The sequence below is a fragment of the Microbacterium dauci genome, from assembly GCF_030065535.1.
GTDB classification, from domain to species: domain Bacteria; phylum Actinomycetota; class Actinomycetes; order Actinomycetales; family Microbacteriaceae; genus Microbacterium; species Microbacterium dauci.
On sequence record NZ_JASJND010000001.1, the window covers coordinates 420,675 to 447,649 of the forward strand.

Consider the following 26,975-nt stretch of genomic DNA (forward strand, 5'->3'; position numbering starts at 1 on the left):
GCGATGATGGCGATCACATTCGCTGAGATCTCCGAGGACGAGGAGCTGGGCCGAAGGGTCCTCTCTCGTGCTCGGCTCATCGCTCCCTGTCTCGACTCACTCGACCCGGACACAGAGCCGGGGCGGGACGCGATCGCGATCCTCCGCGGCGTGGTCGCGGAGCTTCCCGCGACGGGTCAGTCCCGGATGCGGTCGCTGAGTCGGAACGGGACGGCGATCACGCTCGCCGCGATCGCGTCCGCCTTCGAGGGGGACGCCGAGGCGAGCCTCCGTGCGATCTGCGGTGCCGTGACAAACGGCGGCGCCCAGCCGCGCGGGTCGTTCCCTGCGACCTCGCCGATCGCGGGGCTGTGGCCCGAGGGGCGCTACTCGTGAGCTGGTTCGATGCGGTCTTCTTCCCGCACAAGGTGAGCATCCGCGCGTACCGCAACACCCGCGGGCACGGCGAGAACCACGCGGCCGCGAAGACGGTCGCCGCCGAGGTGCGGGACGAGGCGGAGCTCATCCGCACGCCAGAGGGATCCGAGGTCGTCTCGTCGAGTCGCGTGACCGTGGGGCTCGACGTCCTTGCGCCGCACAAGTCGCTCGTCACCGTGTGGCCGGGGACGCCGGCGCAGCGGGAGGCGACCGTGCTGCGGGTCGCGCGCGAGGAGAACCCTCCGCCGCTCCCGTCGCATCAGATCCTCTACCTCGAGTGAGGGGGCGCTCATGAAGATGCACGTGCCGATCCTGTCGGCCGCGGAGCAGGGTGCTCGCGACGGTGTCCGCAAGGCGGTGCGGGAGATCCTGAAGCGGTCGAACGACCTCGCACCGAAGGACGACGAGGACCTCGTGAAGTCGGGCGGCATCCGCATGGACGATCTCACCGGGCAGGCGTCCTACACGGCGCCGCACGCGCTGTGGCAGCACGAGAACCTCGACTACGAGCACGCCGACGGCGGGCAGGCGAAGTTCCTCGAGACGGCCGCGCTGCAGGTCGACGTCGAGGCGATGATCGCCGCGGGCATCGCGGAGGCGCTCCGTGAATGATGACCAGCTGACCGACCGGCTCTGTGAGCTTCTCGGCCTGGTGCCCACGTTCGTGTGGGAGACCGACCCTGACGCGGTGATCCCGCCCGGCTCGGTCGAGATCTTCTACGGCGCGATCCCGCCCGAGGCTGATCGAGCGATCGGCGTCCGGGTCTACGGCATCAGCAGCGACAACGAGAACACCGTCCGCGGACGCCGTGCGCAACTGCGCACCCGAGGCCGCCGCGGCAGCAAGAACGACGCCGACCAGATCGCGTCGACCGCTCGCACATTCCTCACCGGCATCGTCCGGCGGAACGGGATCAGCTCGATCACCGATCCCTCCTTCTCCCTGCTCGGCGACGACGGCAACGGTCGTCAGGAGCGCACCGACAACTTCACCGTCATCCTCGACAACCTGGAGGCATTCTCATGACCAACCCCGTTTCGCTCCCCGCCGGCGCGACGCTCGGCAAGAGCTTCGAGCACGGCCTCGACGTCAACCTCGGCACCTACGGCGCGCCCGTCTGGCAGCCGATCCGCCGGATCTCCGGCTGGGCGCCGACGTACCCGCCCGTCACGACCGACGTCGCCACCTACGACGACCTCGGCAGCCCCAACGAGGACGTCTCCGGCCGCGGCTTCGCGACCGCGTTCACTGTCCAGGGCAACCGTCTCCTCAGCACCGGGCTCTACCTGCCCGAGCTCGAGAAGATTCTCGCCGCGGCGAAGGCCAAGGGCGAGGGCGCGATCCTCGACGTCCGCTGGTACCACAAGCCCGAGAACGGCACCCCGAACCCGAACGACGCCGGCCGCGCGTACGTACGGGTCGAGGCGTCCCGTCAGAACACCGGCAACGCGGAGAACGAGGTCTACTCGGTCACCCTCACCGGCAAGGGATCGTTCGAGCCGATCGCGAACCCGTTCACCGGGTGGGGCGAGACGATCCCGGTCCTCTCGTCCGTGACCCCGCCGACCGCGGGTGACGGCGAGATGGTCACCATCACCGGCGCCGGGTTCCTCGGCGCGACGGCGGTCACGGTCGACGGCGACCCCGTCCCGGAGTTCGTCGTCGTGAACGCGTCGACGATCATCGCGACCCTGCCCACCGGTGACGCCGGCGCGGTGCCCGTGATCGTGACGACCCCGGCCGGTCCCTCGACCGCGCTGGTCTACACGCGCGGCGCGTGAGCACGGTCGACTTCACGGCGTGGGTCATCCCACCGCTCGTTCTGACGCTGGGCGACCAGGCCTACACGGTCCAGCCGCCCAGCGTCGAGCGGGCGAAGATGATCTTCGCCGCGGCCGCGCGGGCAGAGGTCAACCTCGGGCTCACCCCTGGGCCTCTGCCCGCCGAGCTCGACGAGATTCTCGACGCGATCGGCACGTCCCACCCGGCCCTCGGCGATAAGGTCTTCGAGCAGATGGCGGCCGACGAAGTGCCCGTCGAGACGATCGACCGGCTGTCGTACTACGCGACGTTCTACTGGGCGCGCGGGGCCGACTACGCGGGAGCGCTCGCCCAGCTGCTCTGGGGCATCCGCGACCTCGGGAGCGGCGCGGCTGAGGCGGGTGAGGGGGAGGCCCCAAAAGCCTGACGACGGCGGAGGACTACGCACCGTACGGCATCGGCACCCCCGACGCTGACGGGTGGTATCCGGACTACCGGATCCCCGCAGACCTCCGCCCCGCCGCGCCAGCCGCTGCGACCTCGGCACCGAAGGAGCAGGGGGAGACGCTCAACGTCTCGATCCTCGATCTCCTCACGCACTGGCGGCTCGTGGAGGCCGACCTGGCCAAGGAGTACGGCGTCGATCTGTGGGACCCCGCGATCCTCGCCCGACCCTGGCCGGGCATCCGCACCATGATCTTCTCGCTCCTCGACAGCCCGACACGGCTGAGGGCGGTCCTGACCCGGAGGTGACCGATGGCTCTTCGCGCCGCTGAGGTCGAGGTCCTCGTCACCGCCAACACCGACCAGGTCGCCAAGGCCGAGCGCACCATCAAGGGCACCGGCGAGCGGATCGAGAAGAACCCGTTCAAGGTCGACGCGGACGCCAAGGGTGCGCTCGCGTCGATGGACCGAGTCGAGGGTGCTGCGAAGAAGCTCGTTTCGCAGGCCGCGAAGCTGCAGCTCGACGCGGACATCACCCGCGCCGAGAAGGGCATCGAGCGCACGAAGGCGCGGCTCGAGAACCTGCAGGTCCGGGCGCTCGGTGGTCTCGACGTCGGCGCCGACGTGAAGCGCGCCGAGGCGGCGCTGCAGAAGCTCGAGCGCCACCTCTCCGGCCTGACCGCCGCACGCGAGCAGGTCGAGGTGGACGTCGACCCGACCCCGGCGGAGTCCGCCCTGAAGCGGTTCGTGTCGCTGTTCCGCCGGGAGACCGAGGACGCCGGCACGCAGGGTGGTCGGTCGCTCTCGCAGGGCCTGGACTCCGCGACCCGCGGCGCGGGGGAGAAGGTCGGGCAGGTCGTCGGGGGAGAGGTCGAGCAGACCCTCGTCTCCGCGCTCGCCGCGATCCCGATCGCGGGTGGCATCGTGCTCGCCGGTGTCGCGATCGGCAAGGCGATCAGCGGCGCCGTGGAAGCTGGCCTCGCCGTCGAGGGGCGCAGCGACCGCCTTGAGGCGCTCACCGGTCTCAGCCCGGACCAGGCGGGTCGGATCGGCCGCGCCGCCGGCGAGGCGTACACGAACGTGTTCGGCGAGTCGATCGAAGCGAACATGAACACCGCCCGCATCGGCGTGCAGTTCGGGATCATCGACCGGGACGCCACGACCCGCGACGCGCAGGCCACGATCCAGGGACTCGCCGGCATCGCCGACATCCTCGAAGAGGACGTCCGCCCCGTCGCGACCGCCGTCACCACGCTGCTCCGCACCGACATGGCGCGCTCCGCGCAGGACGCGTTCGACATCATCGCCGCCGGCGCCCGCAACGGTGTGAACCGTGGCGAAGACCTCCTCGACACCTTCACCGAATACCCGTCCGTGCTCCGCAAGCTCGGCCTCGACGGGCCGCAGATGCTCGGCCTCCTGAACCAGAGCCTCGCCGCCGGCGCCCGCAACAGCGACGTCGCCGCCGACGCGCTCAAGGAGTTCCAGATCCGCGCGACGGACGCCTCCGAGGCATCCGCGAACGGCTACAAGCGGCTCGGCCTGGACGCCGAGGACATGACCGCCCGCATCGCACGGGGCGGTGACTCCGCCCGTGAGGGGCTGCAGCTCGTCCTTGACAAGCTCCGCGAGACCGAGGACCCCGTGGTCCGCAACGCGGCCGCCGTCGAGCTCTTCGGCACCAAGGCTGAGGACCTCGGCGACGCCCTGTTCGCGATGGACCTGACCACCGCGGTCAAGCAGCTCGACGGTGTCACCGGATCCGCGCAGCGCATGTTTGACACCCTGGCCAGCAATGACCAGACCAAGATCGAGCAGGCCCAGCGCAACATCGACGTCGCCGCCGCCGGCATCCAAGGCGCACTCGCCACCGCGCTCGCCGAGCCCATCGGTGACTTCGCTGACTGGGTGTCCGCGAACCGCGGCCCGCTGCTGCAGTTCTTCGTCGACCTCGCCGCCGGCGCACTGGACTCCGCGGAGACCATGTCCGACGGGTTCGGCGTGTTCGTGTCCGGCCCGCTTGCCGACATCATCCAGGGCTTCTCCGAAGTCGCACGCTGGATGCAGCAGGGCGACGCTGCCGACGGGCTCCTCGACGTCGCCAACGCGTTCCGCGACGTCGACAGCTCCACCGACAAGGTCTCCGACAAGATCGCCGAAGCCCGCGACCGACTCCGCGAGTTCGCGGACCCGCTCGTCGCGGACGCGTTCCTCAACGACGCATCACTCCGCCTCGCCGAGAACATCGAACGCATCGGCTCCGAACAGGGCACCGTCAACGAGCAGGTCCGCGACGCGGCACGAGCACTCCGCGAGGAGTACGACGCGGCGCTCGCTGCCGGCGAGTCGACGGATGCGATGCGATCGCGGATCTCGGATGCCACGACCGCGCTGTACGACCAGGCGGTGCAGGCCGGTCTCACCAAGGAGGAAGCGGCGCGGCTCGTCGAGAAGTACGCGGAGCTCCCCGGCATCGTGACGACTGAGGTCGACGTCGACACGGATGCCGCGTGGGCGAAGATCACCGCGTTGCGTGCCGCGCTCGACGCGATCAAGGCGGCCAGCACGATCGCGGACGCGTTCCCCACCTCCAGCGGCGGGGACAGCAACCGGTCGCGGAAAGGTGGCGGCACGTTCGCCAACGGCGCGATCGTCGAGTTCATGGCCCAGGGCGGGCTTCGCGGGATGGACCCTGTAGCGCAGATGGTCCCGCCGAGCTCCTGGCGGGTCGTCGGCGACCGCGGCGACGTTCCCGAGGCGTTCATCCCGCTCGACGGTTCCGCACGCTCCATCGCGCTCCTCGCGGAGACGATCCGGCGGATGCCCGGGTTCCAGATGATGGCGGATGGCGGCATGACCGTCGCGGCACCGCAGGCACCGGGTGGGCGCACCGACATCCGGAACGTGTTCCAGCTGCCACCGGGGATCTCCGCGCAGGAGATCATCTCGCTCATCCGGGAGTACTTCGAGCAGACCTACGGGTCCGCACTGTAGGAGGTCACGCCGATGCTCGTCCCCCCGGATAGCTCGTTCGTTGCCGACGTCGCCGGCCTCACTTTCGTTGGCCGCGACTTCGACCACCAGCCGGGCTACTACGTGACCGGCGTCGAGGGACTGATCCTCGGCGGTTCGACCAGCTACGAGCAGCTCGCGTCTGGGGGCCGGTACAGCGACGGGGAACTTGACCTCCCCAACGACCGCACCGGCCCCCGAATCATCACCCTCACCGGTTTCGCCTACGGCCGCACGATGTGGGAACTCGGACGACTCCTCATCGCACTGTCCGGCGCGCTCGCCGAGCGGAACGATGTGGGGCCGTTCGACTGGCTCGAGTTCGGTGAGCGATTCAGTACCCTCGTCCGGCGCGGCACGAACGCGCCCGCACGACGGCGCGGGTCAACCGGGTTCGCCGACTTCACGATCCGGTTCCGCGCACCATCGCAGCGTGTGTACGGCGCGTCTCGCGGACTTATCGGACCGGCATCCGCGATCACCCTCGAGAACCGTGGCAACTTCCACACCCTCCCCATCATCACGATCACTGGGAACATGCCCGGCGGGTACCAGCTCACCGCCGCCGGCTTCGAGTACGTCGTCGAGCAGGCGCTCGCACCAGGGCAGACGCACACCGTCGACATGCGCGACCGGATCCTGCTCCGCAACGGCGTCGCGCAGCCCGGCGCGGTCAGCAAGGCCGAACGCATCGCCATCCCCGCCGGCCATCTCCGCACAATCACCCTCGACCCGGTCTCTGGGTCCGGGCAGATCTCCGCCGTGGAGTTCGACACGTACATCTAGGAGGCGCCGTGCTCACTGCTGAGGTTCGTGAGACGCAGTCCGGTGACCGCCTCGCCGAAGTGGAGCTCGCACCCGGATCCTCGTGGGGGCACGGGGACGGCGGGGAGCGGCGCGCGGGGATCATCCTGCACGACAAGTACTCGCGCTCCCAGTGGCGTGACCTCCTGACCCGCTGGTACGACCGGATCCTGCTGTTCCTGTGGGACGGGGTCCCGATCGCTGAGGGCTTCATCACCGACGCTCCGACGTACGATCGGCGCCGGCACATCGTCACGGTGACGCACTCGTGGATCCCGACGATCCTCGACCGTCGCTGGATGCACGGCGTCGGTCCGTCGACAGGCGGCGGCGGTTACGTCCCGAGCGGCGAGTTCGCGGTCTCGGGTGTCTCGATCGCGGGTGCGGTCGTCGAGGTGCTGCAGCGCGCGTACCTCGATCCGATCTCGGCGGCATGGCCGATCCCGGTTCAGCTCCCGGCCGTCGGTTCGGGGTCGTTCTCGAAGCGGTGGAAGTTCCACCAGTTCCAGACCGCCGCGGCGATCATCAAGGACCTCACCGTGCGCGACGACGGTCCTCAGATGGACCTCCGCCCGATGCTGCAGGCTGGGAAGCTCACCCGCGTTCAGCGCGTCGGGACGCTCACCGGACCGACGTTCGACGTGTTCCTGGACGCCGACGAGTCCGCCGCGGACGACGCAGGGTTCGGGATGCATGGCAAAGCCACCGCAACCGGCGTTCACCTGCCGGGCAAGGGTTCCGACGAAGGCATGCGGGTCGGGTCGGCAGCGAATCCGGTATCGGCCGGTCTCGCCCGCGACACGATCTTCTGGAACAAGACCGAGCCGGACGTCGGCCGTCTTTCCGCGCAGGCGCGCGGACGCCTCAACGCGCTCCGCACCATGACTCGCCGGCCGCTCACGGTCAAGGCGAGCCTTCTCAGTCCGGCCGACCTCCGGGTCGGTTCGATCATCAATATCCACTCCGAAGACCAGCTCTGGGAGGACACCACCTCGAGCGTTCGTGTCGTGGGGTTCTCTGGCGGCATGGGGGAGACGTACACCATCGAGACTGTGGAGGCCTGACGTGGCGAACGATCCTCGTTACGACCTCGTCTGGGAGAGGCTCGCTGAGCTCAAGGACCTCGTCCACCAGCTCCTCACGCAGGCGCCCATCGGGTACTCCACGGTCACCGAGGGCAACTTCGACATCATGTCGGACGAGGGGCTCCGAGTCTTTGGATCGGAGCTGATCGTCGGCCTGCTCGACGTGATCGGCCGCGTCCGGATCGCGGGTCTCGGCATCCTCGAGGTGCAGAACCTCATCGACCTGTTCGGCAGCATGATCGTCCGCGCCGGCGGCAGCATCACGATCCAGGACGGCGCCCTGAACGCGGCGAACGTCACGATCGAAGAGAACAAGATCACCATCGGCGGGGCATCCCCGATCGTCATCGAGTCCGTCGGTGGTCAGGCGCGCATCACCGTCGGCGGCGCGACGCTCACGGCGGAGGGTGAGTTCGGCGCGATCCTTGAGCTCGGCTCGTTCCGCGTCATCGTGAACGGCGTCGAGGCATCGCTCTCCGCGCCCGGCGTGAAGGTCGCGACGCGCGATGGCGAGGTGATTGTCGACGGGCCCGCCCGTTTCACGAATCTCCCGACCACACCAATCGGGGATGCGCCAGGCGGGTCGTTCCTGGGAGCCGCGTTCTGGGATGCGAGCAACGTGCTCCGGAAGGTGATCCCCTAGTCGCAGAGCGCCTGACGAGCGGCGACGATGATCGTCGCGCTGTCGGGGTAGTAGCCCGACACGTCGGTCGACTCACCATCGATCAGCGACAAGGTCGAGGTGTCCGCGCCATTCGCGATCGCTTCGCAAGCCTGCTCGCCAGCATCGAGCAGCTGCTCGTCAGTCGCGTTGGGGATCACGTTTTCGGGGCGCAGGTTGGCGCGCACCTCGTCGAGGAAGGCCTGCTCGCCGGTCTCAACCTCGGGCGTCTCGGCGACAAGCCCCTCGGTCGCTTCCGCGCTGATCTCGACGTCGCCCTCGGGAGCCGTACCTTCGACCGGTCCCGCGCATCCCGCGAGCATCACGGCCAGGAGCACCGTCCCCAGAACGGCTGCTGAACGCTTCATCATTTCCCCACCCATCGTCGAACCGTCATCCGTGTGACGCCGAGCTTCTGCGACACAAGGACTTCGGAGGTCCCCGCCGCGAGCGCACGCAGTGCTGCTTCGCGAGCTTCTGCGGTGACGGCGTCGACGTTCGCTCGTGCGCGCTGCAGGCGCTTCGCGATCACGTCCAGCTCGTCTCGCTCCGTCATGTATCGGACGATACACCACCGCCTGTATCTCGCGATACACCCAATCTGAGGAGATTCGATGACCCTGCTGATCTCCCCGGCACCGTTCGCGAGCACTGACCCCGGCCTCGAGTTCGGGAACACGACGACCTACCCGTACAGCCCGTCCCGCCCTCACCAGGGGAAGGACTGGAAGTGGCGGGTGAGCGATGTCACTCGGTCGCGCCGCGTCGTTGCCCCGGCCGGAGGCAAGGTCACACGGATCTACTCCTCCGGCGGGAACAACAGAGGCTGGGGCAACCGCGTCGAGATCACGGTGCCTGCGACGGGCGTGAAGATCGTCGCCGCGCTGAATCACCTGCTCACCGGGTCGATCGCCGTGAAGGTCGGCCAGACCGTGGAGGCCGGCGACTACATCGGCCAGATGGGCGCGACCGGCGAGACGGGCGGGCAGGTCCACCTCCACGAGGAGCTATGGATCAACGGCGTCCGCGTCGACCCCGACATCTACCGCAAGAAGCACCTGCCAGGCACGCCCGCGAGCGCGGGCTCCAACGAGGAGGACGACATGCCACTGAACGACGCCGACAAGAAGTTCATCGCGGACGCTGTGGCGGCCGGAGTGAAGGCCGAAGCGGGCGACGCCGTCTGGGGTTCGAAGAACAACGCCAGTAAACGGTCGTTCGGCGGCATGCTCAACGGTGTCTGGGAGTCCGTCCGGATCGGGAAGACCGGGAGTTGGCATCACGGGAAGATGTACGCCGTCCTCCTCGCCGTGCAGCGCCGTGTCGGCGCGCTCGAGCTCGGGGCGGCGCCGACCGGGGAGCAGCTCGATGAGCTCGCTGACGAGCTGAAGGCGAGCCTCCCGGCGGCGGTCGCGAAGGAACTCGCGAAGCGGCTCGCGTCGTGAAGCGTCTGTGGCGTGCGTCGATCTGGCATCCTGACGCGATCCCGCCCGACGAGTTCAAGTACCGCTCCCTCAAACGAGTGTGGCTGCCCATCTACGACGGCATAGCGGTGGGCGCGGGGCTGTGGGCGGCGGCGTTCGGGTCCCCGCTCTTGCACTCGCTGCTCGAGGAACAGGTCATCGACGTGATGGGCATCTTGCTCGCCGCAGTCGCGACCGTGTGCTTCCTCGGGGTGGCGTTCCCCGGACTGTGGAAGGTTGAGATCGGGGGCAAGGTCACGCTGATGGCGCTCCTCGGCGCTTACGCGTTCGCTGTGGCCGTCTTCCGAACAAATCCCGACCCGGCCGCCGGCTTCGTCGCGTTTGTCATCGCGCTCGGCATCCCACTGCCGCTGTTCCGTCTGACTCTCCTCGGTGAGGAGATCAAGGAACGCCGCGGTGAGAGCGACCCCGAGGAGGGCGCGGCATGACGCCCCAGGAGATGATCGGCCTCGTCGGAATCATCCTCGTGTTCGCCGGAACCGTCCTGACCGTGATCGCCACACGGGGGAAGACCCGGGCAGACGCGAAGACCGCGCTCGATGCGCGGATCGACGCCCGCGTGGCGAAACAGCTCGAGGGCGCGTGGACCGAGATCGAGACGCTGAAGACGACGGTGCGGGAACTCACCGAGAAGGACCGACTCAAGTCGTCCGCGTTCGCGCGCATTCTCCGTGCGATCGCCCGTCAGTGGCCCTCCGACCACGGCCCCGATCTCGACCCTTCCGACATCGCCTTGATCGAAGACACCATCCCGCCGACGTGGCTGCGGCGCCCGCAGAATCCCACAACTTGACCCGGAGGTCACCATGAACGAAGTCACCGTCCCCCCGATCTGGCACAAGACGCAGCGCGTGCTCCGCACGATCGTGCAGGCCCTCGTAGTCCTGATCCCGCTCGCCAACGGCGTCGCCGCGGCCGTCGCCGGCTACCTCACCGAGCAGACCAGCATCACCGTGTCGCCGGTCGTGTTCCTGATCCTCAACGGCGTCGTCGCGGTCACCGCGGTCGCGATGGGTCTCGTCGCCCGCGTGATGGCGGTGCCTGGGGTGAACGCGTTCCTCGCGCGCTTCGGGCTCGGCTCGGTGCCGCGCTCCGAACTCAAGGGCTGACGCATGCCGGTCGTCACGGCGAACGTCCGCACGATCCTCGGCACGACGATCCCCGCGTCGGCGCAGCTACTGATCTGGTTCGTGCCGTCCGGGTCGTTCGTGGGGCCCGACCGGCTCTACCCGGAGCGCGCGGTATCTGAGACGCCTGATGCTGAGGGTGAGATCTCGGCGAACCTCGCGCAGACCACGAACGTCCTCGGCGACGCGTGGTACCGGATCCGGATCGAGTGGTTCGACACGCACCCGGTCCTGGGGGAGCGCATCGCGGGGCGCGCGGAGGTCCCGGGGAAGCTCCGCGTCCCAGCCGCGGGTGGTTCTGTCGGTGAGCTCCTCGAGCGGCCGGAGCTGTCGGGCGTCATCCTCCGCGGCTACGGTCCGCCGCCGGCGTGGCTGGACAACGTGATCTACATCGACACCTCGGGCAAGAAGCTTGAGGTTTGGATGCCGGAAGGGGCGCTGACCTGATGGTCCTGAAGAAGGTTGCGGAGTTCGACGGCGCCGCCGACGAGACCACCGCGGACAACATCCGCGAGGAGAGCTCGCACTCCCGCGAAGCGGTCGTCGAGGTCATCACGCCCGTCGCAGCCGGGATCATCTCGTCCAACCCGACGGTGATCGCTGCGGCATCCGCCGCTGTCGACGACCAGATCGACGAGAAGGATCTCCTCGTCGGCGCGTACCCTGTGTCGCCCCGCAATGGGAAGGCGCTGATCCTCGCTGCCCGTCGCCGTGTGCTGGCGGCGTGGCGCCGTTCGGACGGCATGCTCGACACCGACACGGCTCGGGCGTTCGGGAAGCGGATCTCCGACGTCGGCTCGGTGGGTGCGTCGCGGCGTGCTGGCGCACGTTACCCGTGGACGCACCTGTGGGCTGCGGGCGGTCGGGTGCTGATGTACATCGACCGTGCGGACGGTCTCCTGAAGTACTGGGACGGGCAGCTCGTCGGCGGCGGGACGGACACGGTCCTCGCGGAGATCCTCGGCGACGGTGACTCGACAACGCAGGGCGCCGACCTGGCAAACCAGGTCGAGGAGCGGTGGACAACCTGGCTGCAGACGGACCTCGGCATCCCGGTCACGAACCACGGCGTCTCGGGGAACCGTGCCGCCGACATCGGTGCGATGGCGGGCACGTTCATCGCGACCGCCACGGTCACCGGTGGCAGCATCCCCGCGACCGGCAGCGTCACCCTCACGCTCGACGCGTCCCCGTACTACGGAACCGGGAACGACGTGCCCGCCCCCGCAAGCGTGGACGTATACGTGCCCGGTGGTGGGATCATTCCCGGCACCATCACCCGCACCGGGCAGACCACGGTCGCGTTCACCCCGACCGGACTCTCCGGCGCGGTCGCCGCGACCACGGTCGAGGTGCAAGTCACGATCGGGAAACCGTTCCGCCGAGGCATCCGCCTCATCTCCGCCGGCGTGAACGACGAACCCGGGATCGTCGCGGGCACCACCGTCATCCAGGACGTGAAGGACCGGTACCTCGAGTACTTCACCGCACAGGCGGGCGAGGTGTTCTCGTGGGGGCTCCTCGACCGGGGCCTCACCGAGGGCACCAGCTCTCAGTACACGGGGAACCCCGCAGCGGCCGGGATCATCTACGACTACATCGACGAGATGGAGGAGTGGCTGCACGCCCAGCTCGGCGTCCGCTTCATCCCCGTCCGCAAGTACCTCGCCTCCACACAGGCGCTCGCGGACGCGGTGATGTTCCAGCCCGGGTTCACTCCCACCAGCGACGACAACGCCGCGGTGGCTGCGGGGCGTGTGCCGCCGTCGTTCCGTTCCTCGCCGACGTCGGTGCACCTGAACGCGCTCGGCCACCGCCTGCAGGCCCGGTTCATGGGCCGTCACCTCCGCCGCTACTCGACCCTCTCTGAAAGGTTCGCCTCATGAGCACCGCCGACTGGACCCTCATCGACTCCGCGCTCCCGCTCGACAACCCCGGCGCACGCCCTCTCGCACCCGCCGTGGTCGAACCGCTCGCGTCGGACCTGTTCACCGGGTCGAACGCGGCCGACATCAACGGTCGCGTCCTCGACGCCGGGTGGGGCGGCGCGGCGGACCTGCAGTGGGTCGCGAACGTCGCCAACGCGATCGCCGTCGCCGGCGGCGCGATGGTCAAGGGCGCGGAAGCTGGGTCCGGGCGCGCGACGATCGCGGTCGCGAACGAGGACGTGGAGGCCGGGTTCACGATCCTCGCCGGCCCCGCCGACGGGTCGTCCGTGTACCTCGACGTGCGCGGCAACCTCGCCGCCGGCGCGTCCGGCACCCGCAACGGGTACCGCCTGCAGCTGACCCGCACGGGCGGTGTCCTGCGGGTGCAGCTCGTGCGCCGATCCGGCACCAACACCACCCTCGGCGCGTCGCACGCGGTGCAGCTCGGGGACCGTGTCTCGATCCGCGCGATCGGCTCGACGCTCACCTTGTTTGTGAACGACTACGACGTCGAGGAGATCTCGGATGCCGCGCACCCGTCGGGCGGGTTCGTCGGCTTCGAGCCCGGCACCGGGTCCACGTTCGCGCTGACGAAGTTCTTCGTCGAGCGCGTCATCACCGACTGATCGGGGGCGGGTATGGCTGATCTGCTGTACGGCTACGTGACGTGGTCGTTCGTCCGCGCGATCGGCGGGGACGGCGAGGCCGAGGTGCCCGCGTCGGGGACGGTGCTGATCGTCCCGGTCCGCCCGGTGCGTCCGGTGTCGAACCCGTCCCGCACGGTCGCTGACGCCGGCGAAGAACTCCGCCTCGTCAACGGCGAGCTCGTCCGTGAGGGTGACCCTGCTGGGCCGGTGCGGGTTGTGGCGGGTCACTACCGGGTGACGCCGAAGATCGACGGCATCAAGTTCATCCACAAGCACGCGTTCACCGCGGTCGTCACCGCCGAGCACGACGCCGACCACCCCCTCGACTTGTCAACGGTGGTGCCCCTCACCCCGGCCCCGGACGTCGAGTTCGTGGTGAACGAGCGGGTCTACCAGGACACGCTCAAGGCGAAGGCCGACGCAGTCGGGGCGGCGGGAACCGCGACGGCCGCTGCGGGCACCGCGACGGATGCCGCCACCGAGGCGACCGACGCGCTGACGGAGATCCGTACCCGCACCCTCACCGCGACCATCGACCCCGACGACCCCGACGCCCTCATCCTCACGTTCCCCGCCTTCATGCTCAACGCGGACGGCACCTCGATCGACCTGCCCATTGGAGGTATCGCATGAGCGACCCGACCCCTGTGTCTGGTGGCGTCCCGCTGCTCGACCCTGACACCCGCCGGTTCCCCGACAAGTACACCCCGCAGGCCGTCCTCGACGCCGTCGGCACGGTCGAGCAGGCGGTCACCGATGTGAACACCGCGAAGGGCGAAGCCGAGCAGGCACGCACCGAAGCGGTCGAGGCCGCGGCATCCGTCGCACCGGGCGAGCCGGGCGGGACCGCGCAGCTCGACGAGGACGGGAAGCTGTCGGAATCGCAGACCCCGGCGCACCTCACGCCGCCTGCACTAGAGGCCACGACAGAGCAGATCGTCGACGAGCGGGTGCCTGGTCAGGTCGCGGCCGTGATTGCTGATGACCCCACTGTTGCCCAAGCAGCCGCCGACCTCGCGCAGTCCGACGCTGGCCTGGTCCGGTCAGAGTGGATCGAAGCCGATGCTGTCGAGTTCGCCGTCGAGGATGACCCGGAGACCCCGATCGTTTCGTTCTCGACTCTCGACCTGAGCACCGGCTGGCGGTGGGCGTTCGCGTACCGAGACGGCGAGGTCGCGTTCGGGCAACGCGCGGATGGCTCGTTCTACCCGGATCTCGGCGAAGCTCCCGCCGAGACGCTCGCCAGCCAGGTGGTCGGCGACTCCGTGGCAGAGAACTGGGGTGCGTACGCAGCCGGATTGAGCGCGGCAACGGCGCGCACGGTGTCATTCGAGGGCATCGGAGGGCAGCGATCCCCGGCCATCGCAGCACGACAGGGCGGAGTGCCCGCCTACGTGACCGTGACGGGCAACAGCATTCCCGCGTCAGGCACCGTCGTTGTCACCTCGATCACAGAGCCGGACGGCACCGCCCTGAACCCGCTGCTCACCGTGAACGACAGCACCCGCACCCGAACCGTCGTGATCGGCGGCGCGCTGTGCACGCTGACGGGAGTGACGGTGAGCGGCAGCACGACATACACGCTCGCCCAGCAGAACGGAACGGGCGCGATCCCGTGCGCTCCCGGCACGCCGATGGTGCCGCGCGACCGCCCCTCCCGTGCCCTGACGATCTTGCTCGGCCCCCGCAACGATCTCGGGCCGTCGAGCGCCGACGCCTTTCGGCAGCCACTGGAGAAGATCCTGGCCCGCTACTCGAAGATGATCGACCGCGCGAAGCGCGACGGAGGGAAGGTCATCCTTCTGCCTGTTGTACCGCGTGCGGACGCCACAGCAGACGGGAAGGCGAACCTCGTCATCCTGAACAACGCACTCCGAGATCTCGCGCCGCAGGACTGGGCGGACTGGAATGCGTGGCTCCAATCGGATGCGGCGTTCACCGCCGCTGGCGTGACGAAGACGAGCCAGGACATCGCCGACATCGACAATGCACTTACGCCAACATCGTTCACCGGTGACGGTCTTCACCCGAACGCGGCCGGGTACGCCGCCGCGAACCGCTTCATCGAACTCGTCCGCACCGCGAGAGGAATCTGACATGCCCGGACTTCGCATCCTCATCCCGAGCACCGGCCCCGGAACCGGCCCCGTGATCCCCGACCCGGTGCACGACAACGGCGTCGCCGGGGCAACGCACCGCTATGTGCCCGGCTACGGCGCGACCATCGGTGACACCGTGACGGCCGTTCCCGACCTGATCGGGTCGCTTGATCTCGTCGCTGGCGCGAACACCGTGTCGCCGACGATCGCAGAAGTGTCCGGTGAGAAGGTGCTTCGGTGGGGTCCGTCCACCGACCGCTCACTCTCTGGTTCGGTCACGCTTGGTCAGCCGACCACGGTCGCCGTGGTCACGAAGGCGACGCGCCCGTCGTTCATCATGGCGCAGGGCGGCGGCTACCGGCTAGCCAGAGCCACGGACGGCACCTTCTCGCTCTCCGCCCGCAACGCAGGCGACACTGCGACCGGCCAGGTCACGCGCACGTACATCGACGATTACGTCGTCGCGTTCATGCTGCTCGACCCGACCGCGACCGCCTCGCGCCTCGCCATCAACAGCACGATCACGGCGGACGCGGGAACCATCGGCGCGATCAACTCCAGTTACGCGAGCGCGCTACAGATCGGATCTGGCAGCGCCCAGTCCGGAACGGCCGACATCGCGGAGGTCAACGTCTGGCCAAAGGTGCTCACCGAGAGCGAGCGGACGGCGCATATCGCCGCCATGAAGGCGGCCTGGGCGATGCTGCCGGCTTAATCCTCGGCCCCCGAGGGCGGCGACTACAGCGCTCGCGATCGCGCTGTAGCCGTCGTCATTCGGATGGACGAGGTCGGCGGCGACCATCTCGGGGTGCCCGCCCAAGGGTTGACCGACGTCGAGGTACTCGCCGCCGACCGCCTCGACGTGCTCCTTGACGCTACGCGCGACGGCCTGCAGCCCTTCGGGCGGTTCGCGGCTGTCCCACAAAGGCGAGATGGCGATGATGCGTGCGTTAGGTAACGCCTCACGAATCGACGCGAAGACATCCTGCACTGCGCTGTCGACGGTCGCCGGGGTTGTCTTGGAGTTCACTCGTCCTCCGCTGACAACGACGATGTCGGGTGATTCTTTGAGCGCTAGAGGGATGATTTCGCGGAAGGACTCGCAGTAGTCGCGGCCACAAGCGTTCTTCGCGTTCTCCTGGGTCTGCGTGGGGTTGTCCGTGTAGCCGGTGCCACCTCGCCCCAGATTGACCGCGGCCCACTTCTGAGATCGGGCCACCGTCTTCACGAAGCCCCCCTTAGCCCCGCCGGCCCCGACCGTGTAGGAGTCGCCGATGAACACCGCCGTAGGCCAGCTGCGATCGACAGGCGTGGGTTGAGGCTTCGGTGTGTAGCCAGCGGCGGTCGGAACGTCGGTTTCACGGTTCAGCGCCATCGCGGCCAGGACGACGACGAGAACCCCGACAACAGCTACCGCAATAAGCGCGGTCAGGCGCGCTCCTTGATTCGGTCCGCCGTACCGGCGGCGGCGGCGTTTCCCCATGCGCTCGATCATATGGGCACCGTGTTACCGGCAATCGCACGTCTAGCCCGGTTATCTCGGAACGATGAAGCACCCCCTTCTCAGCCATCTCACGGCTGGGGAGGGGGTGCTTTTGTCGTTGGTGCGTCGTACGCTCAAGGCTCCCGAAGATGGGAGCGCCCCCGCCGAGCTGCAACTCGACGAGGGCTAAGCCGAACCAGAAGAGAGCTGGAACGACCATGAGCACTGTACCGCTGACCCCTGCCCGCCCGGTGGAGATCTCCGCCGAGACCCGCCTCGCCGCCCGCGGGTTCCTCATCCGCTACACGGGACGCACCCGCGAGCTCTACGACCTCGCCCTGCGCCTCTTCTTCGACTGGTGCGCCGAGGAGGGCCTCGAACCGCTCCGCGACGTCACGCGCATGGACGTGGAGGCGTACGGCCGGCACCTCGAAGAGGTTCGCGGCAACTCGCCCGCGACGGTCTCGCAGCGCCTCACCATCGTGCGCGGCTTCTACAAACTCGCCGAGATTGACGAGAGAATCCGCCGGTCGCCGGCAGCGCACATCAAGCTCCCGAAGTCGTGGCGCGACGGCGCCCGCACGAAGTACCTCACCCTCGTCGAGGCGATGCTCGTCCTCCGCGCCGTCGACGAGCAGCACCCCGCCGCGGCCGCGGTGATCCACATGATGATGACGATGGGCCTCCGCGTCTCCGAGGCCCTCGCCGTGCAGGTCGAGGACTTCCGCGACGTCGTAAACGGGATGCGAGTGTTGCGGGGCGTGGGGAAGGGCGACAAGCCGTTCACGATGCCGATCCCACCCGAGGCGCTGCAGCGGATGGAGCGCGCCGCCGGCGGCCGCGCGACCGGGCACCTGCTGCTGCAGCCCGAGTGCGAGTACGAGTGGGGCGGCACGCCGCTCTCACGTGCTGCGGTGCAGACGGTCCTCACGAACGCGCTCCGCGCCGCCGGGCTCCCGAAGCGGATCACCCCGCACGCCCTCCGCCACACGTACGCGACGAACGGACTCGCGCACGGCAACGTGACGCTCGAACAGATGCAGCGCGCACTCCGCCACGCCGACCCTCGCACGACGATGGGCTACGACCACACCCGTGAGAACCTCGCGAAGCACGCCAACCACCAGGTCGGTGCGATGTTCGCGATCGCCGGCTGAACGACGACGCCCCCGGTGTCCCTCCTCACGGAGCGGCGCTGGGGTCGCTTCGTCTTGTAGGGTCTCGACCAAACGCATCAGCAAATCCGGGGGGACTGAATCGATGCCACGCTTGAGCCCAATTCCTGTCAGTGACCTGCTGCTCGATCAGAAGAACGCTCGCCTCGGCGAGGAGCAGTCGAGTCAACAGGCAACTATTCACGCCCTGGCCCAGCAGCAGGGGCGCCGTCTCGTTCGCCTCGCCGAGAGCATCGTAGATCGCGGGTTGGACATCGCTCAGCCCTTCACTGTCGTGGCCACCGGCGACAAGAAGCAGAGCTATGTCGTGCTGGAGGGTAATCGCCGAACGCTCGCGCTGAAAGCGTTGGAGACACCGACGATTGTCCAGTCCGCCCTATCGACCGGTGACTTCAAGAAGCTTCTGAGCCTGTCTGCCAGGTTTATGGCCAAACCCATCGAGGAAGTTGGGTGCGCGCTCTACGAGCCCGCCGAGGAGGCTGATGCGATCGCCTTCGTGATCAGCCGACATGGAGGTGCGCAAGAAGGCGCTGGTCTCGTCGAGTGGGACTCCGACGAGAAGGACCGGTTCCTAGCTCGACACGGCGCGGTCGGCTCGCGGTCCTACTCGGGTCAGGTCCTCGAGTTCATCGACGAGCTCGACGGGCCGAGTGAGCTCAAGACACGTATCTCCACAACTTTGCAGCGTCTACTCAAGTCCAGCGACACCCGCGCCAAGCTCGGGCTCGACGTCGTGGATGGTGAGCTTGTCTCTCATTACCCAGTCGAGCAGGTCGCCAGAGGGCTTCGGAAGATCGTCGATGATCTCCGCACCCGACGCAAGCGTGTGCCCGACCTCTATGACCAGAAGCAGCGCGAGGAGTACCTCAAGAGCTTCACATCGGCAGAACTACCAGACCCGGCAACGAAGCTGAAGGCAGCATCCCGGCTCTCAGACCTGCCGAAAGGGAAGACGACCCCGGTCGCACCGAAGTCGAAGCCGAAGAAGACCGTCAAGGCCAAGCCTGCCCGGACCTCAGTGGCCGCCAGTGACGCAAAGATCAACCCGACCCCCCAGCGTTTGAACAGCATCTACAACGAGCTCGTTACGTTGAACGCTGACCAAGCCCCCAACGCGGGCTCGGTCCTCTTCCGAGTGTTCGTCGAGCTGTCGGTCGATGACTACATCGTGCGGCACGCGCTGATGACCGAGGAGGTTCGGCGAAATCTGCCTCTCGCCAAGCGACTGAAGGAAGCGAACGCGCATCTCCTGGCGGCGTCTGCCATACCCCCTCAACTGCACAAAACGGTCGATCAGATCGCGAACTCAACGCACGGGCTCGCTGCCGGACTGACTACCCTGAATCAGTACGTGCACAACAGCTACTCCTTCCCCAAGCCGAGCGAGCTCAGGCTCTCCTGGGACGAGCTGCAGCCATTCTTGGAAGCGATCTGGAAATGACTCAACTGTCTCGATACCCGTCGCCGCTACGGTACCCGGGCGGAAAGGGGAAGATCGCGAACTTCGTCAAGATGCTCATGATCGACAACGAACTCGTAGGCAGCGACTATGTCGAGCCATACGCGGGCGGGGCGTCAGTGGCGCTCACGTTGTTGTATGAGGGTTACGCCGATCGTGCATTCATCAACGATCTGAACCCCGGGATCCACGCGTTCTGGTCCAGCGCACTCACGCGAACCGACGAGCTCTGCGCTCTGATCGAGAACACTCCTGTGACGATGGACGTGTGGCACGAACAACGTGTGATTCTCAACTCATCGACGGCCAGTGGGATCGAGCTCGGCTTCGCCACCTTCTTCCTGAATCGCACTAACCGCTCAGGCATCATCGGAGGGGGTGCGATCGGTGGATCCGACCAGTCCGGCCCCTGGAAGATTGACGCTCGCTACAACAAGCCCGCTCTCATCGACCGGATCCGGAAGCTGGGTCGGCACCGGGGGCGCGTTACTCTCAGCAATGAGGATGCCGTTGAGTACGTGAAGCGATGGAACGATCCGGACGTCGATGCCGCTTTCCTGTACCTCGACCCGCCTTACTTCGAAAAGGGCGAGGGGCTGTACGACAACTTCTACGACGCCGCTGACCACGCCGAGATCGCGACAGCGGTTTCAGCGCTCGCGCACCCCTGGATCGTCTCCTACGACGCGCGCCCGGAGATCACTGCTCTATACCCGGACGCCGCCGCGATCCGGTACGGCCTCACGTACTCGGCAGCTGCGAAGCGCTCCAAGGGGGCCGAGATCATGTTCTTCTCCGAGGACCTTGTGATCCCGGAACTTCTGCCCGGCGGCGTGACCAGCCGAGAGGTAGACATCGCAAAACGTCGCGCGCTTGCCTGAGCGCCGGGGGGACGAGACTCCACCTACGCTCAGGCGATGTCGATGCGTTCTTAGGTTTCATCGATCGCGCCGACCCACACCCAGCACCGGTGCTGCACGTCGTCGATGGTGAACACGATCCCGACGGCGTCCGGCGTCCACCGCGCGGCGACCGCGTCGACCCGGACCGGGGTTTCACCGAACCGGACCCACGCCTTCACCTTCCGACGAGGCCGCGGGTCCACCGTGAGCGGGCGATCGTCGAGGCGCAGCTCGGCGACCGTGAGCGACTGCAGCGCCCCCTTGCAGGCGATGCCCTGCAGGATGCGTTCGTCCATGCGCCGGTCGACGGCGTCCGCGTAGCGCCTGTTCGATCCCATCGGCCGGTGTCCCCTTCCTCCGGCCGAAAGACTGCCAGGATACGCCGACACCGAGTCACCGCTACGCTCGGCGCATGGGGATGTGGGATGAGCTTGATGACGATGTTGCACGGCGCGTGGGTAGCGAGAACGCCCGCAGGATCGAGGCGGTTTCGGGCATGGAGCAGCGCCGCCTTCTCTTTGCTCAGCACGTCTCGCCTCTCCTCACGGAAACGCGGGACGAGCTCATCGCGCGTGGCACGCCAACAGAGCAGGTATCCGGGGTGACCGGGTGGCCTCTTCTCCCAACGGGTCGTGGCTATGCTCCGGCGTTCTTCCTCAGCGTCGAGGGCGACCTCCATGTCGCGATCGACGGAAACTCTCGCGGCGGTCGGCGTCGCGTCCAGAATCTTGTGGGCAAGGTCAACGAGACCCTCTACTTCGGCCCCACGCCAGCAGGGTCTAAAGACTGGTCCTTCACCGCAGACGGCGCGGTGCTCCACTGGACCGTACCCGACGAGGACCCCGTCGCTCACGACTTCGGCTCCTACCTTCGGTCACAGGTCGTGAATCTCCTCGTCGAGCTCGAGAAAGCTGAGCGTGTCTCACCAGCCTCGGCCACACCCTCACCCGCTCTTGAGGCTTCGGAACCACCGACCCACCCGGTCCGACGGCGGCGGTGGTTCGGCAGGTGACCCCGATCCCTCCTGACGAGTTCGACGACGCCGCGCAGCCGTCCTGCCCGTCGTGCGGCACGGTCATGCGTGAGGTCGACGGCGGCTACGAGTGCGGGTGGGACGGGACACGCATCGACGTCCCCTGGGTGGAGCATCCTGGCGGGGATGATCTACCTGGCATCCGCGGAGGTTGAGTGCACCTGCCTGTCAGTCGTCGATGAGCTGCGGCAGCCTCTGACCGATGATCCATGTGAGCTCGCGGCGAGGCTCTCCGTCCTGAATCGCGGTGGCGATCGGCAATCCGACGTTCTCGCGCAGTGCGTCCACGTTCCGGTTGACGAGGCGGTCCTTCGTGATGAAGAACGGGTCAGCCTGCCCGGCAGGGACGTCGGGGAGCGCGCTGAAAGCTGAGCGGAAGTACGCACCCCATCCGACCTTCGGGTGCGATCTGACGTCGTAGACGTACTGGAGCTGCTCTCCGTCCCATAGCGCACCGTTGGGCTGTAGGAGCACATTAATGGAGCGCCACCCCCGCTCGCCCACGTGGTGCCAGCCGCGAAGCGGCCACATGAAGTCGATGAGTTCGAGACGCATGGTGCGCACGTGATCGTAGACGTGGTCGAACCCTCGAGGCGAAAGGTCCGTTACCTCAGACTCAGGGCCTTGGAGGTAGATCGGCGTCTTCTGAATGCCCCGCCCTTCCAGCGCTTCAGCGAGCTCGATGCTCCACTCCGCGACGCGCGGTAGGTGGCTCGCTTCCTTCCGGCGTGCTTCTTCTTCGGCCCTCGCCGCCGCCTTCGCGGCCAAAGTTCGCGCCAGTTCCCCACCTTCATCCATCAACCCCATGAGCGAGACAGTAGCGGAACCGGCAGCCGCAGGTCGATGTCGGACCCCGCGGGCAGACTCACGGGATGCCCACCGACCTCGAGCTCCTCACCTTCGAAGCCACCCACGAGCGCCACACCGGTGTGAAGGAAGAGACGATCCGGACCGAGCTCGGCATGACGCCTGCACGCTACTACCAGCGCCTCGGACGGTTCATCGACACCCTCGACGCCGTGAAGCACGACCCCGTCCTCGTGCACCGGCTCCGCCGCCGGCAGGACCAGACGGAAGGGCGACGTCGGGCTCGTCTGGCATCGTGACGTGACTACATTTTGACTACAGTTTCCCGGATTCCTAGGGCGTCAATCGGGTGTGAACGGATACGAAAAGCGCGGAATTTCAGGGGTGACTCCGAGGCTGTGCGGCCGGGTTGAGAACCACGACTTCTTCAGCGGCTCGGGCTCGTCCTACGTCATCGGCAAGGCCGTGGCCACCGAGGACGACGACTGGGACTTCTAGTCTCGAGTTTCTGACTCCGGCCCGAAACGGCCGGTGAGAGGCCCGGAACCGCAAGACTCTGCGGATTCGGGCCTCTCTCGTGACCGCGGTCTGGACGGTGCAGATCGCCGAGACCGACTATCGACGCGTGGGCGGAGGGCACGTCCGTCATCCCATCGGCGTGAGAACTCCATGTCCGGGCTGTAGCACGGGATGGGTGTAGACATCCTCTTCTGATGCCACGGGTCCGTCGTGCGTGCCGTCGGCTGCCATCGCGTAGAGGTGTCTGGGGTGTCCGGTTTGATCGGTGCGCGTGTAGATGATCGCCGTCCCGTGCTGTGTCCAGCGTGGCTGCGTCGCACGCGGGCCGTCCGCACCGAAGGCGGTGAGTGCGCGCTGATCCGTTCCGTCAATCGCCATGGTGAACAGCTCCGAGTGCCCGGCCCCGGGGTACTGCAGCAGCGGGTAGGTGCCGAAGAGGATGCCGGTGAGGGGAACTCGGCGACTCGTCGGCCCCGGTCCCCACCTGTCCGCGTTTGATCACGACGTGGGATGCCGCCAGTCCGCGATGGCGGCGTCGAGGGCGGCGTGCATGACCTCCCGGTCCGGGGCCAGGCCCGTCCACAGGCCGATGTTGATCGCAGCCTGGTTGACGAGCATGGCGCGCCCATCGAGGGTTTCGGTGCCTCGTTCCCGTGCTTCGCGGAGGAACGGCGTGTCGGGTGGGTTGGGGATGACGTCGCATACCAGCATCCCGGACTGCAGTGAGGCCGCTACGACATTGACCCTGGCCGAGCTGTCGGGGGCAAGTCCGACGGAGGTGGCATTGACCACGACGTCGGCGTCGGTATCCACGGTATAGGGGCCGGTCCATTCCCGTGCGGTGGCATCGGTCGCGGTGTTCTCGCGCACGATCCGTGCGATCTCCTCGGCGCGTTCGGTGCGGCGGTTGACGATGCGCAGGGATGCCACCCCTGCCAGTGCCAGCTCGACGCAGATCGCCCGTGCCGCTCCGCCGGCGCCGAAGACTACGACGTGTCGTCCCCGGGGCTCTCTCATCTCGCGCAGCGCCGCGACGAAGCCCGCGCCGTCGGTGTTGTGTCCGACAAGCCCGTCCGCTCCGGCCACGACGCAGTTGACCGCGCCGATCAGGGTCGCCGATGGGGCGAGCCCGTCGAGCAAGGGGATCACGGCCTGCTTGTGCGGCAGCGACAGGTTGAACCCGATCCATCCCATCGCGACGGCGCCGCGCACGGCGGCTTCGAGTTGTTCGGGTGGTACGTCGCAGTTCACGAAGCGGGCGAGGACGCCGTGGTGGGCATACGCAGCCTCGACCATCGCGCCGGTCGGGTTGCCCCCGGCGGGTGTGGAGAAGGATCCGGTAAGTGTCGGTCTGAGAGGGGTGGGCTGAGGCATCGCGGTCTCCTTGTCTCGCGGCGTGCTCATGCGGCGATCTCGGTCTCGGCGACGACGCGCAGGGCCTGCGCGGCGATCGTGAGGGCGGGGTTCATCGCCGCGCTCGAGGGGAAGAACCCGGCGTCGATGATCCACAGATTGTCGGCGTCGTGCGCGCGGCACCAGCCGTCCACGACTGACCGCGCGGGATCGTGGCCGGCCACGGTCGTCCCGCACATATGGCTGTTCATCTCAATCCCGAACCATTGCGTTCCGATGACCTGGTACCCGGCGCGGCGTAGGAGACGCTTCGCCTTCCGCATGAGTCGGCGGTGATTGTCGATTCCGAGCGCGCGGCGATGGGTGACGATCCGGCCTGCGGTGTCGATGGTCACCCGGTTCCCGGCGGCGGGTAGATCTTCGGCCATGACCAGCCACTCGACGCTGCGCTTGGCGAACTCGTCCAGCGCCCCGGTTGGGGCGAATGGGACCTCGAGCTTCATCATGGAGCCGGTCACCTTGCCGACCAGCTGCATGACCCCGGCCGGCTCGCCGTCGCCGGCGCCGTGGTACCAGTCGTTGACGGACAGAGTCTTCTGAAAGACGACGTCGTTGCGGCGGGTGGCGTCGAACGCGGCGATGTGTGCGTTGTTGTGCATCATGTAGTTCCGGCCCACCTGACCCGAGCCGTTCGCGAGACCTGCGGGGCTCTTGTCGTCGGCGGACCGGAGCAGCAGAGCGGCGGAGTTGACCGCGCCGGCGGACACGACGAAACGGGATGCCGCGATCCGCACCTCACCGTCGGGACCGGTCCCCACCGCCGCGACGACAGTGCTGCCGGATGGGCCGGTCTCCAGCCGATCGATGCGCACACCGGTCAGGAGACGCAGGTTCCCTGTGGCCAAGGCGGGGTCGACGGCGCACGTTTCTGCGTCGCTCTTTGCGCCGAGCAGGCAGGGGAATCCGTCGCAGGTGCTGCATCGGATGCACAGTCCACCAGGCCGGAGGTCAACGCCCATCGCGTTGGCGGCGGGCGACACTCCCAGGCCCCGCAGTCTGTCCGCGAGGTCGGCGATGTACGGCTCGTGCTCCAGGGCTGGAAAGGGAAACGCGGAGCTGCGCCATGGCTCGGTCGGGTCCTCGCCCGAGGTCCCGTGGACTCGCAACAACTCCTCGGCCTGAGCGTAGTACGGCTCGAGGTCCGCGTACTTGAACGGCCACGCGGGCGAGAGCCCGTCCGTGTGCTCGGTCGCCTCGAAGTCCCGCTCACGGAACCGCGGCAGGCTCGCGCCGTACACCTTCGTGCTGCCGCCGACGACGTAGTGCACTCCGGGCTTGTACGGGCGGCCGCTGCCGTCGAGCCACTCCTCAGACGGCTTGTACCGGCGGCGACGGAAAACGGCGTCAGGAGACCAGTTCTCCGGCTCGCGCCGGATGCGCTCACCCCGCTCGACGAGCAGCACATCCACTCCGCGACGTGCCAGCGCGAGCGCGGTGACCCCACCGCCCATGCCCGACCCGATCACGACGCAATCCGCGACGATCCTCAAACCCGCTCCTTCGCTGAATGTGTAACGAAGCAATCGTTGACCACGCAGCCTTGACACAGCAAGCGATCCTGCCCATCTCTTCGTGTGAATGGTTAAATATGCTGGGAAGGAGATGCTTATGCCGAGACAGGCTTCGGAGGCCTCACTGCTCTCGATCGCCCGCACGCTCGGCCTGTCGACGGCGACCGTGTCGAACGCGTTCAACCGTCCCGAACGGGTGAGCGCCGGCACCCTCGCACGCATCCACGCGGAGGCCGAACGAAAGGGATACGCCGGCCCCGATCCGGCCGCGCGCCAGCTGCGCCGGGGTCGTGCGGACGCCATCGGCCTGGTGCTCACCGACGAGCTACCGTTCGCCTTCGAGGATCACGCCGCAGTAGGGTTCCTCGCCGGCGTCGCACAGTCGTGCCAGGAGTCCGGCCGAAGCCTTGTCATGCTCGCATCCACGGCAACCACGAACCCGCCGCTGGGGGCCGTGGCCATCGACGGGCTCATCATCTACTCTGTCGCCGACGGCGAGCCACTTCTGACGGCGGGAAGAGCCCGGCGGGTTCCGATGGTCGTCGTGGACCAGCCTCACGCCGATCCTGGGTGGGACTGGGTGGGCATCGACGACCACGGCGTGGGGCGGGTGGCTGGCGAGCACCTCGCTCGCCTCGGGCACCGGTCGGTGGGCGTGTTGGCCCCAAGGCTCAGTCGCACCCGCCGCAACGGCCCCTGGCCAGCGGACGAGGAACCTGCCTATGCCGTCCTCCGCGAACGCATCACGGGGTTACGTGCGGCCCTCGCCCCGCACGGCGGGCATGCAGCAGCCATCCCCATCGAGGAGCGCACGATCTCAAGCGAGCGGGCAGGCGCCACCGGCCTGCAAGCCCTCATGTCTCGGCACCCCGAACTCACCGCCGTGTTCTGCCTCTCGGACGAACTCGCGCTCGGTGCACTTGCACGCGCCGCCGAACTCGGAATCGACGTGCCCCGTCAGCTCAGCATCGTGGGCGTCGATGACATCGAACGCGCCGAAGCGGCAGGCCTCACCACGATCGAGCAGCCGCTGCAGGCCAAGGGCGCCGTCGCCGGCCGGCTGCTCATGTCGCGGATCGAAGAGCGACTCGCAGGCCGCAAGCGTGCACCCGCACAGACCCGCACCCTCCCCACAACACTGCACGTCCGCTCGACAACTGCGCCGCCACGGCGGATAGCTTCCTGACAGCCGACGCTGTCTGC

The 26,975-nt window shown here is 67.8% G+C and carries 33 protein-coding genes; 26 read left to right on the top strand and 7 right to left on the bottom strand.

Features of this window, described 5'->3' with window-relative positions:
* Positions 1–6: 6 nt before the first annotated feature.
* The 11 genes from QNI14_RS02065 (at position 7) to QNI14_RS02115 (ending at position 8,167) form a co-directional block, all read left to right on the top strand.
* Entirely contained in the window at positions 7–375 is a 369-nt protein-coding gene (locus tag QNI14_RS02065; RefSeq protein WP_283714524.1) for a hypothetical protein, read from the top strand.
* Positions 372–698, top strand: coding sequence for a hypothetical protein (locus tag QNI14_RS02070; protein WP_283714525.1), 327 nt, complete (start codon positions 372–374; stop codon positions 696–698). Before QNI14_RS02065 ends, QNI14_RS02070 begins: the two co-directional genes overlap by 4 nt.
* Positions 699–708: 10 nt before the next feature.
* Positions 709–1,029, top strand: a complete 321-nt coding sequence (locus tag QNI14_RS02075) for a hypothetical protein (protein WP_283714526.1) — start codon at positions 709–711, stop codon at positions 1,027–1,029.
* The gene (locus QNI14_RS02080) at positions 1,022–1,444 is read left to right on the top strand and encodes a phage tail terminator protein (protein WP_283714527.1); all 423 of its coding nucleotides are present in this window, start codon (positions 1,022–1,024) and stop codon (positions 1,442–1,444) included. The genes QNI14_RS02075 and QNI14_RS02080 overlap by 8 nt, the downstream gene beginning before the upstream one ends.
* Positions 1,441–2,199 (top strand): phage tail tube protein, encoded by a 759-nt coding sequence (locus tag QNI14_RS02085; protein ID WP_283714528.1) that lies wholly within the window; start codon positions 1,441–1,443, stop codon positions 2,197–2,199. Before QNI14_RS02080 ends, QNI14_RS02085 begins: the two co-directional genes overlap by 4 nt.
* Positions 2,196–2,606 carry a DUF7426 family protein gene (locus QNI14_RS02090; protein ID WP_283714529.1) on the top strand — a complete coding sequence of 137 codons (411 nt, stop codon included), beginning with the start codon at positions 2,196–2,198 and terminating at the stop codon, positions 2,604–2,606. Before QNI14_RS02085 ends, QNI14_RS02090 begins: the two co-directional genes overlap by 4 nt.
* Before the next feature lie 182 nt (positions 2,607–2,788).
* Positions 2,789–2,932, top strand: a complete 144-nt coding sequence (locus QNI14_RS02095; protein WP_283714530.1) for a hypothetical protein — start codon at positions 2,789–2,791, stop codon at positions 2,930–2,932.
* A 3-nt stretch (positions 2,933–2,935) separates the two neighbouring features.
* On the top strand, positions 2,936–5,617 hold the full coding sequence (locus tag QNI14_RS02100) for a phage tail tape measure protein (RefSeq protein WP_283714531.1): 2,682 nt from the start codon (positions 2,936–2,938) through the stop codon (positions 5,615–5,617).
* A gap of 12 nt (positions 5,618–5,629) precedes the next feature.
* Positions 5,630–6,421 (top strand): hypothetical protein, encoded by a 792-nt coding sequence (locus QNI14_RS02105; protein WP_283714532.1) that lies wholly within the window; start codon positions 5,630–5,632, stop codon positions 6,419–6,421.
* 8 nt (positions 6,422–6,429) lie between these two features.
* Positions 6,430–7,503 (top strand): hypothetical protein, encoded by a 1,074-nt coding sequence (locus tag QNI14_RS02110; RefSeq protein WP_283714533.1) that lies wholly within the window; start codon positions 6,430–6,432, stop codon positions 7,501–7,503.
* Between the two features lies 1 nt (position 7,504).
* A complete protein-coding gene (locus QNI14_RS02115; RefSeq protein ID WP_283714534.1) occupies positions 7,505–8,167 on the top strand; it encodes a hypothetical protein in 663 nt (220 codons plus the stop codon).
* Here QNI14_RS02115 and QNI14_RS02120 read toward each other — a convergent pair.
* Positions 8,164–8,556, bottom strand: a complete 393-nt coding sequence (locus tag QNI14_RS02120; RefSeq protein WP_283714535.1) for a DUF732 domain-containing protein — start codon at positions 8,554–8,556, stop codon at positions 8,164–8,166. The genes QNI14_RS02115 and QNI14_RS02120 overlap by 4 nt on opposite strands.
* Positions 8,553–8,741: a hypothetical protein gene (locus QNI14_RS02125; RefSeq protein WP_283714536.1), complete on the bottom strand. Its 189-nt coding sequence runs from the start codon at positions 8,739–8,741 to the stop codon at positions 8,553–8,555. The genes QNI14_RS02120 and QNI14_RS02125 overlap by 4 nt, the downstream gene beginning before the upstream one ends.
* A gap of 58 nt (positions 8,742–8,799) precedes the next feature.
* Between QNI14_RS02125 and QNI14_RS02130 the strand changes: the two genes are divergently transcribed.
* From QNI14_RS02130 to QNI14_RS02170, 9 genes are read left to right on the top strand one after another with little or no spacing between them, the layout of a single operon-like run.
* Positions 8,800–9,630 carry a M23 family metallopeptidase gene (locus QNI14_RS02130; RefSeq protein WP_283714537.1) on the top strand — a complete coding sequence of 277 codons (831 nt, stop codon included), beginning with the start codon at positions 8,800–8,802 and terminating at the stop codon, positions 9,628–9,630.
* Positions 9,627–10,097, top strand: a complete 471-nt coding sequence (locus tag QNI14_RS02135; protein ID WP_283714538.1) for a hypothetical protein — start codon at positions 9,627–9,629, stop codon at positions 10,095–10,097. The genes QNI14_RS02130 and QNI14_RS02135 overlap by 4 nt, the downstream gene beginning before the upstream one ends.
* The gene (locus QNI14_RS02140; protein ID WP_283714539.1) at positions 10,094–10,462 is read left to right on the top strand and encodes a hypothetical protein; all 369 of its coding nucleotides are present in this window, start codon (positions 10,094–10,096) and stop codon (positions 10,460–10,462) included. The genes QNI14_RS02135 and QNI14_RS02140 overlap by 4 nt, the downstream gene beginning before the upstream one ends.
* A gap of 13 nt (positions 10,463–10,475) precedes the next feature.
* Positions 10,476–10,778 carry a hypothetical protein gene (locus tag QNI14_RS02145; protein WP_283714540.1) on the top strand — a complete coding sequence of 101 codons (303 nt, stop codon included), beginning with the start codon at positions 10,476–10,478 and terminating at the stop codon, positions 10,776–10,778.
* A 3-nt stretch (positions 10,779–10,781) separates the two neighbouring features.
* Positions 10,782–11,243, top strand: a complete 462-nt coding sequence (locus QNI14_RS02150) for a hypothetical protein (RefSeq protein ID WP_283714541.1) — start codon at positions 10,782–10,784, stop codon at positions 11,241–11,243.
* Positions 11,243–12,682: an SGNH/GDSL hydrolase family protein gene (locus QNI14_RS02155; protein ID WP_283714542.1), complete on the top strand. Its 1,440-nt coding sequence runs from the start codon at positions 11,243–11,245 to the stop codon at positions 12,680–12,682. Before QNI14_RS02150 ends, QNI14_RS02155 begins: the two co-directional genes overlap by 1 nt.
* Positions 12,679–13,350 carry a hypothetical protein gene (locus QNI14_RS02160; RefSeq protein ID WP_283714543.1) on the top strand — a complete coding sequence of 224 codons (672 nt, stop codon included), beginning with the start codon at positions 12,679–12,681 and terminating at the stop codon, positions 13,348–13,350. Before QNI14_RS02155 ends, QNI14_RS02160 begins: the two co-directional genes overlap by 4 nt.
* Positions 13,351–13,362: 12 nt before the next feature.
* The gene (locus QNI14_RS02165) at positions 13,363–14,004 is read left to right on the top strand and encodes a hypothetical protein (RefSeq protein ID WP_283714544.1); all 642 of its coding nucleotides are present in this window, start codon (positions 13,363–13,365) and stop codon (positions 14,002–14,004) included.
* The gene (locus QNI14_RS02170) at positions 14,001–15,467 is read left to right on the top strand and encodes an SGNH/GDSL hydrolase family protein (protein WP_283714545.1); all 1,467 of its coding nucleotides are present in this window, start codon (positions 14,001–14,003) and stop codon (positions 15,465–15,467) included. The genes QNI14_RS02165 and QNI14_RS02170 overlap by 4 nt, the downstream gene beginning before the upstream one ends.
* A gap of 577 nt (positions 15,468–16,044) precedes the next feature.
* On the opposite strand, the gene QNI14_RS02175 is transcribed toward QNI14_RS02170, so the two are convergent.
* On the bottom strand, positions 16,045–16,965 hold the full coding sequence (locus tag QNI14_RS02175; protein ID WP_283714546.1) for an SGNH/GDSL hydrolase family protein: 921 nt from the start codon (positions 16,963–16,965) through the stop codon (positions 16,045–16,047).
* 206 nt (positions 16,966–17,171) lie between these two features.
* Between QNI14_RS02175 and QNI14_RS02180 the strand changes: the two genes are divergently transcribed.
* The 3 genes from QNI14_RS02180 to QNI14_RS02190 all read left to right on the top strand — a co-directional run bounded on the left by QNI14_RS02180 (position 17,172) and on the right by QNI14_RS02190 (position 20,468).
* Positions 17,172–18,110: a tyrosine-type recombinase/integrase gene (locus tag QNI14_RS02180; RefSeq protein ID WP_283714547.1), complete on the top strand. Its 939-nt coding sequence runs from the start codon at positions 17,172–17,174 to the stop codon at positions 18,108–18,110.
* Between the two features lie 103 nt (positions 18,111–18,213).
* Positions 18,214–19,569 (top strand): ParB/Srx family N-terminal domain-containing protein, encoded by a 1,356-nt coding sequence (locus tag QNI14_RS02185; protein ID WP_283714548.1) that lies wholly within the window; start codon positions 18,214–18,216, stop codon positions 19,567–19,569.
* The gene (locus QNI14_RS02190) at positions 19,566–20,468 is read left to right on the top strand and encodes a DNA adenine methylase (protein WP_283714549.1); all 903 of its coding nucleotides are present in this window, start codon (positions 19,566–19,568) and stop codon (positions 20,466–20,468) included. The genes QNI14_RS02185 and QNI14_RS02190 overlap by 4 nt, the downstream gene beginning before the upstream one ends.
* A 50-nt stretch (positions 20,469–20,518) precedes the next feature.
* Here QNI14_RS02190 and QNI14_RS02195 read toward each other — a convergent pair whose 3' ends face one another.
* The gene (locus tag QNI14_RS02195; RefSeq protein WP_283714550.1) at positions 20,519–20,827 is read right to left on the bottom strand and encodes a hypothetical protein; all 309 of its coding nucleotides are present in this window, start codon (positions 20,825–20,827) and stop codon (positions 20,519–20,521) included.
* A 74-nt stretch (positions 20,828–20,901) separates the two neighbouring features.
* Here QNI14_RS02195 and QNI14_RS02200 point away from each other — a divergent pair, with 74 nt between their 5' ends.
* Positions 20,902–21,501: a hypothetical protein gene (locus QNI14_RS02200; RefSeq protein ID WP_283714551.1), complete on the top strand. Its 600-nt coding sequence runs from the start codon at positions 20,902–20,904 to the stop codon at positions 21,499–21,501.
* Between the two features lie 189 nt (positions 21,502–21,690).
* On the opposite strand, the gene QNI14_RS02205 is transcribed toward QNI14_RS02200, so the two are convergent.
* A complete protein-coding gene (locus QNI14_RS02205) occupies positions 21,691–22,077 on the bottom strand; it encodes a hypothetical protein (RefSeq protein ID WP_283714552.1) in 387 nt (128 codons plus the stop codon).
* A 317-nt stretch (positions 22,078–22,394) separates the two neighbouring features.
* Between QNI14_RS02205 and QNI14_RS02210 the strand changes: the two genes are divergently transcribed.
* Positions 22,395–22,628 carry a DUF3263 domain-containing protein gene (locus tag QNI14_RS02210; RefSeq protein ID WP_283714553.1) on the top strand — a complete coding sequence of 78 codons (234 nt, stop codon included), beginning with the start codon at positions 22,395–22,397 and terminating at the stop codon, positions 22,626–22,628.
* Positions 22,629–23,346: 718 nt separating this feature from the next.
* On the opposite strand, the gene aroE is transcribed toward QNI14_RS02210, so the two are convergent.
* Positions 23,347–24,222: a shikimate dehydrogenase gene (gene aroE / locus QNI14_RS02215; RefSeq protein WP_283714554.1), complete on the bottom strand. Its 876-nt coding sequence runs from the start codon at positions 24,220–24,222 to the stop codon at positions 23,347–23,349.
* Positions 24,223–24,248: 26 nt separating this feature from the next.
* Positions 24,249–25,751, bottom strand: coding sequence for a GMC oxidoreductase (locus QNI14_RS02220; RefSeq protein WP_283714555.1), 1,503 nt, complete (start codon positions 25,749–25,751; stop codon positions 24,249–24,251).
* Between the two features lie 118 nt (positions 25,752–25,869).
* Here QNI14_RS02220 and QNI14_RS02225 point away from each other — a divergent pair, with 118 nt between their 5' ends.
* Entirely contained in the window at positions 25,870–26,958 is a 1,089-nt protein-coding gene (locus tag QNI14_RS02225) for a LacI family DNA-binding transcriptional regulator (RefSeq protein WP_283714556.1), read from the top strand.
* Positions 26,959–26,975: the final 17 nt, after the last annotated feature.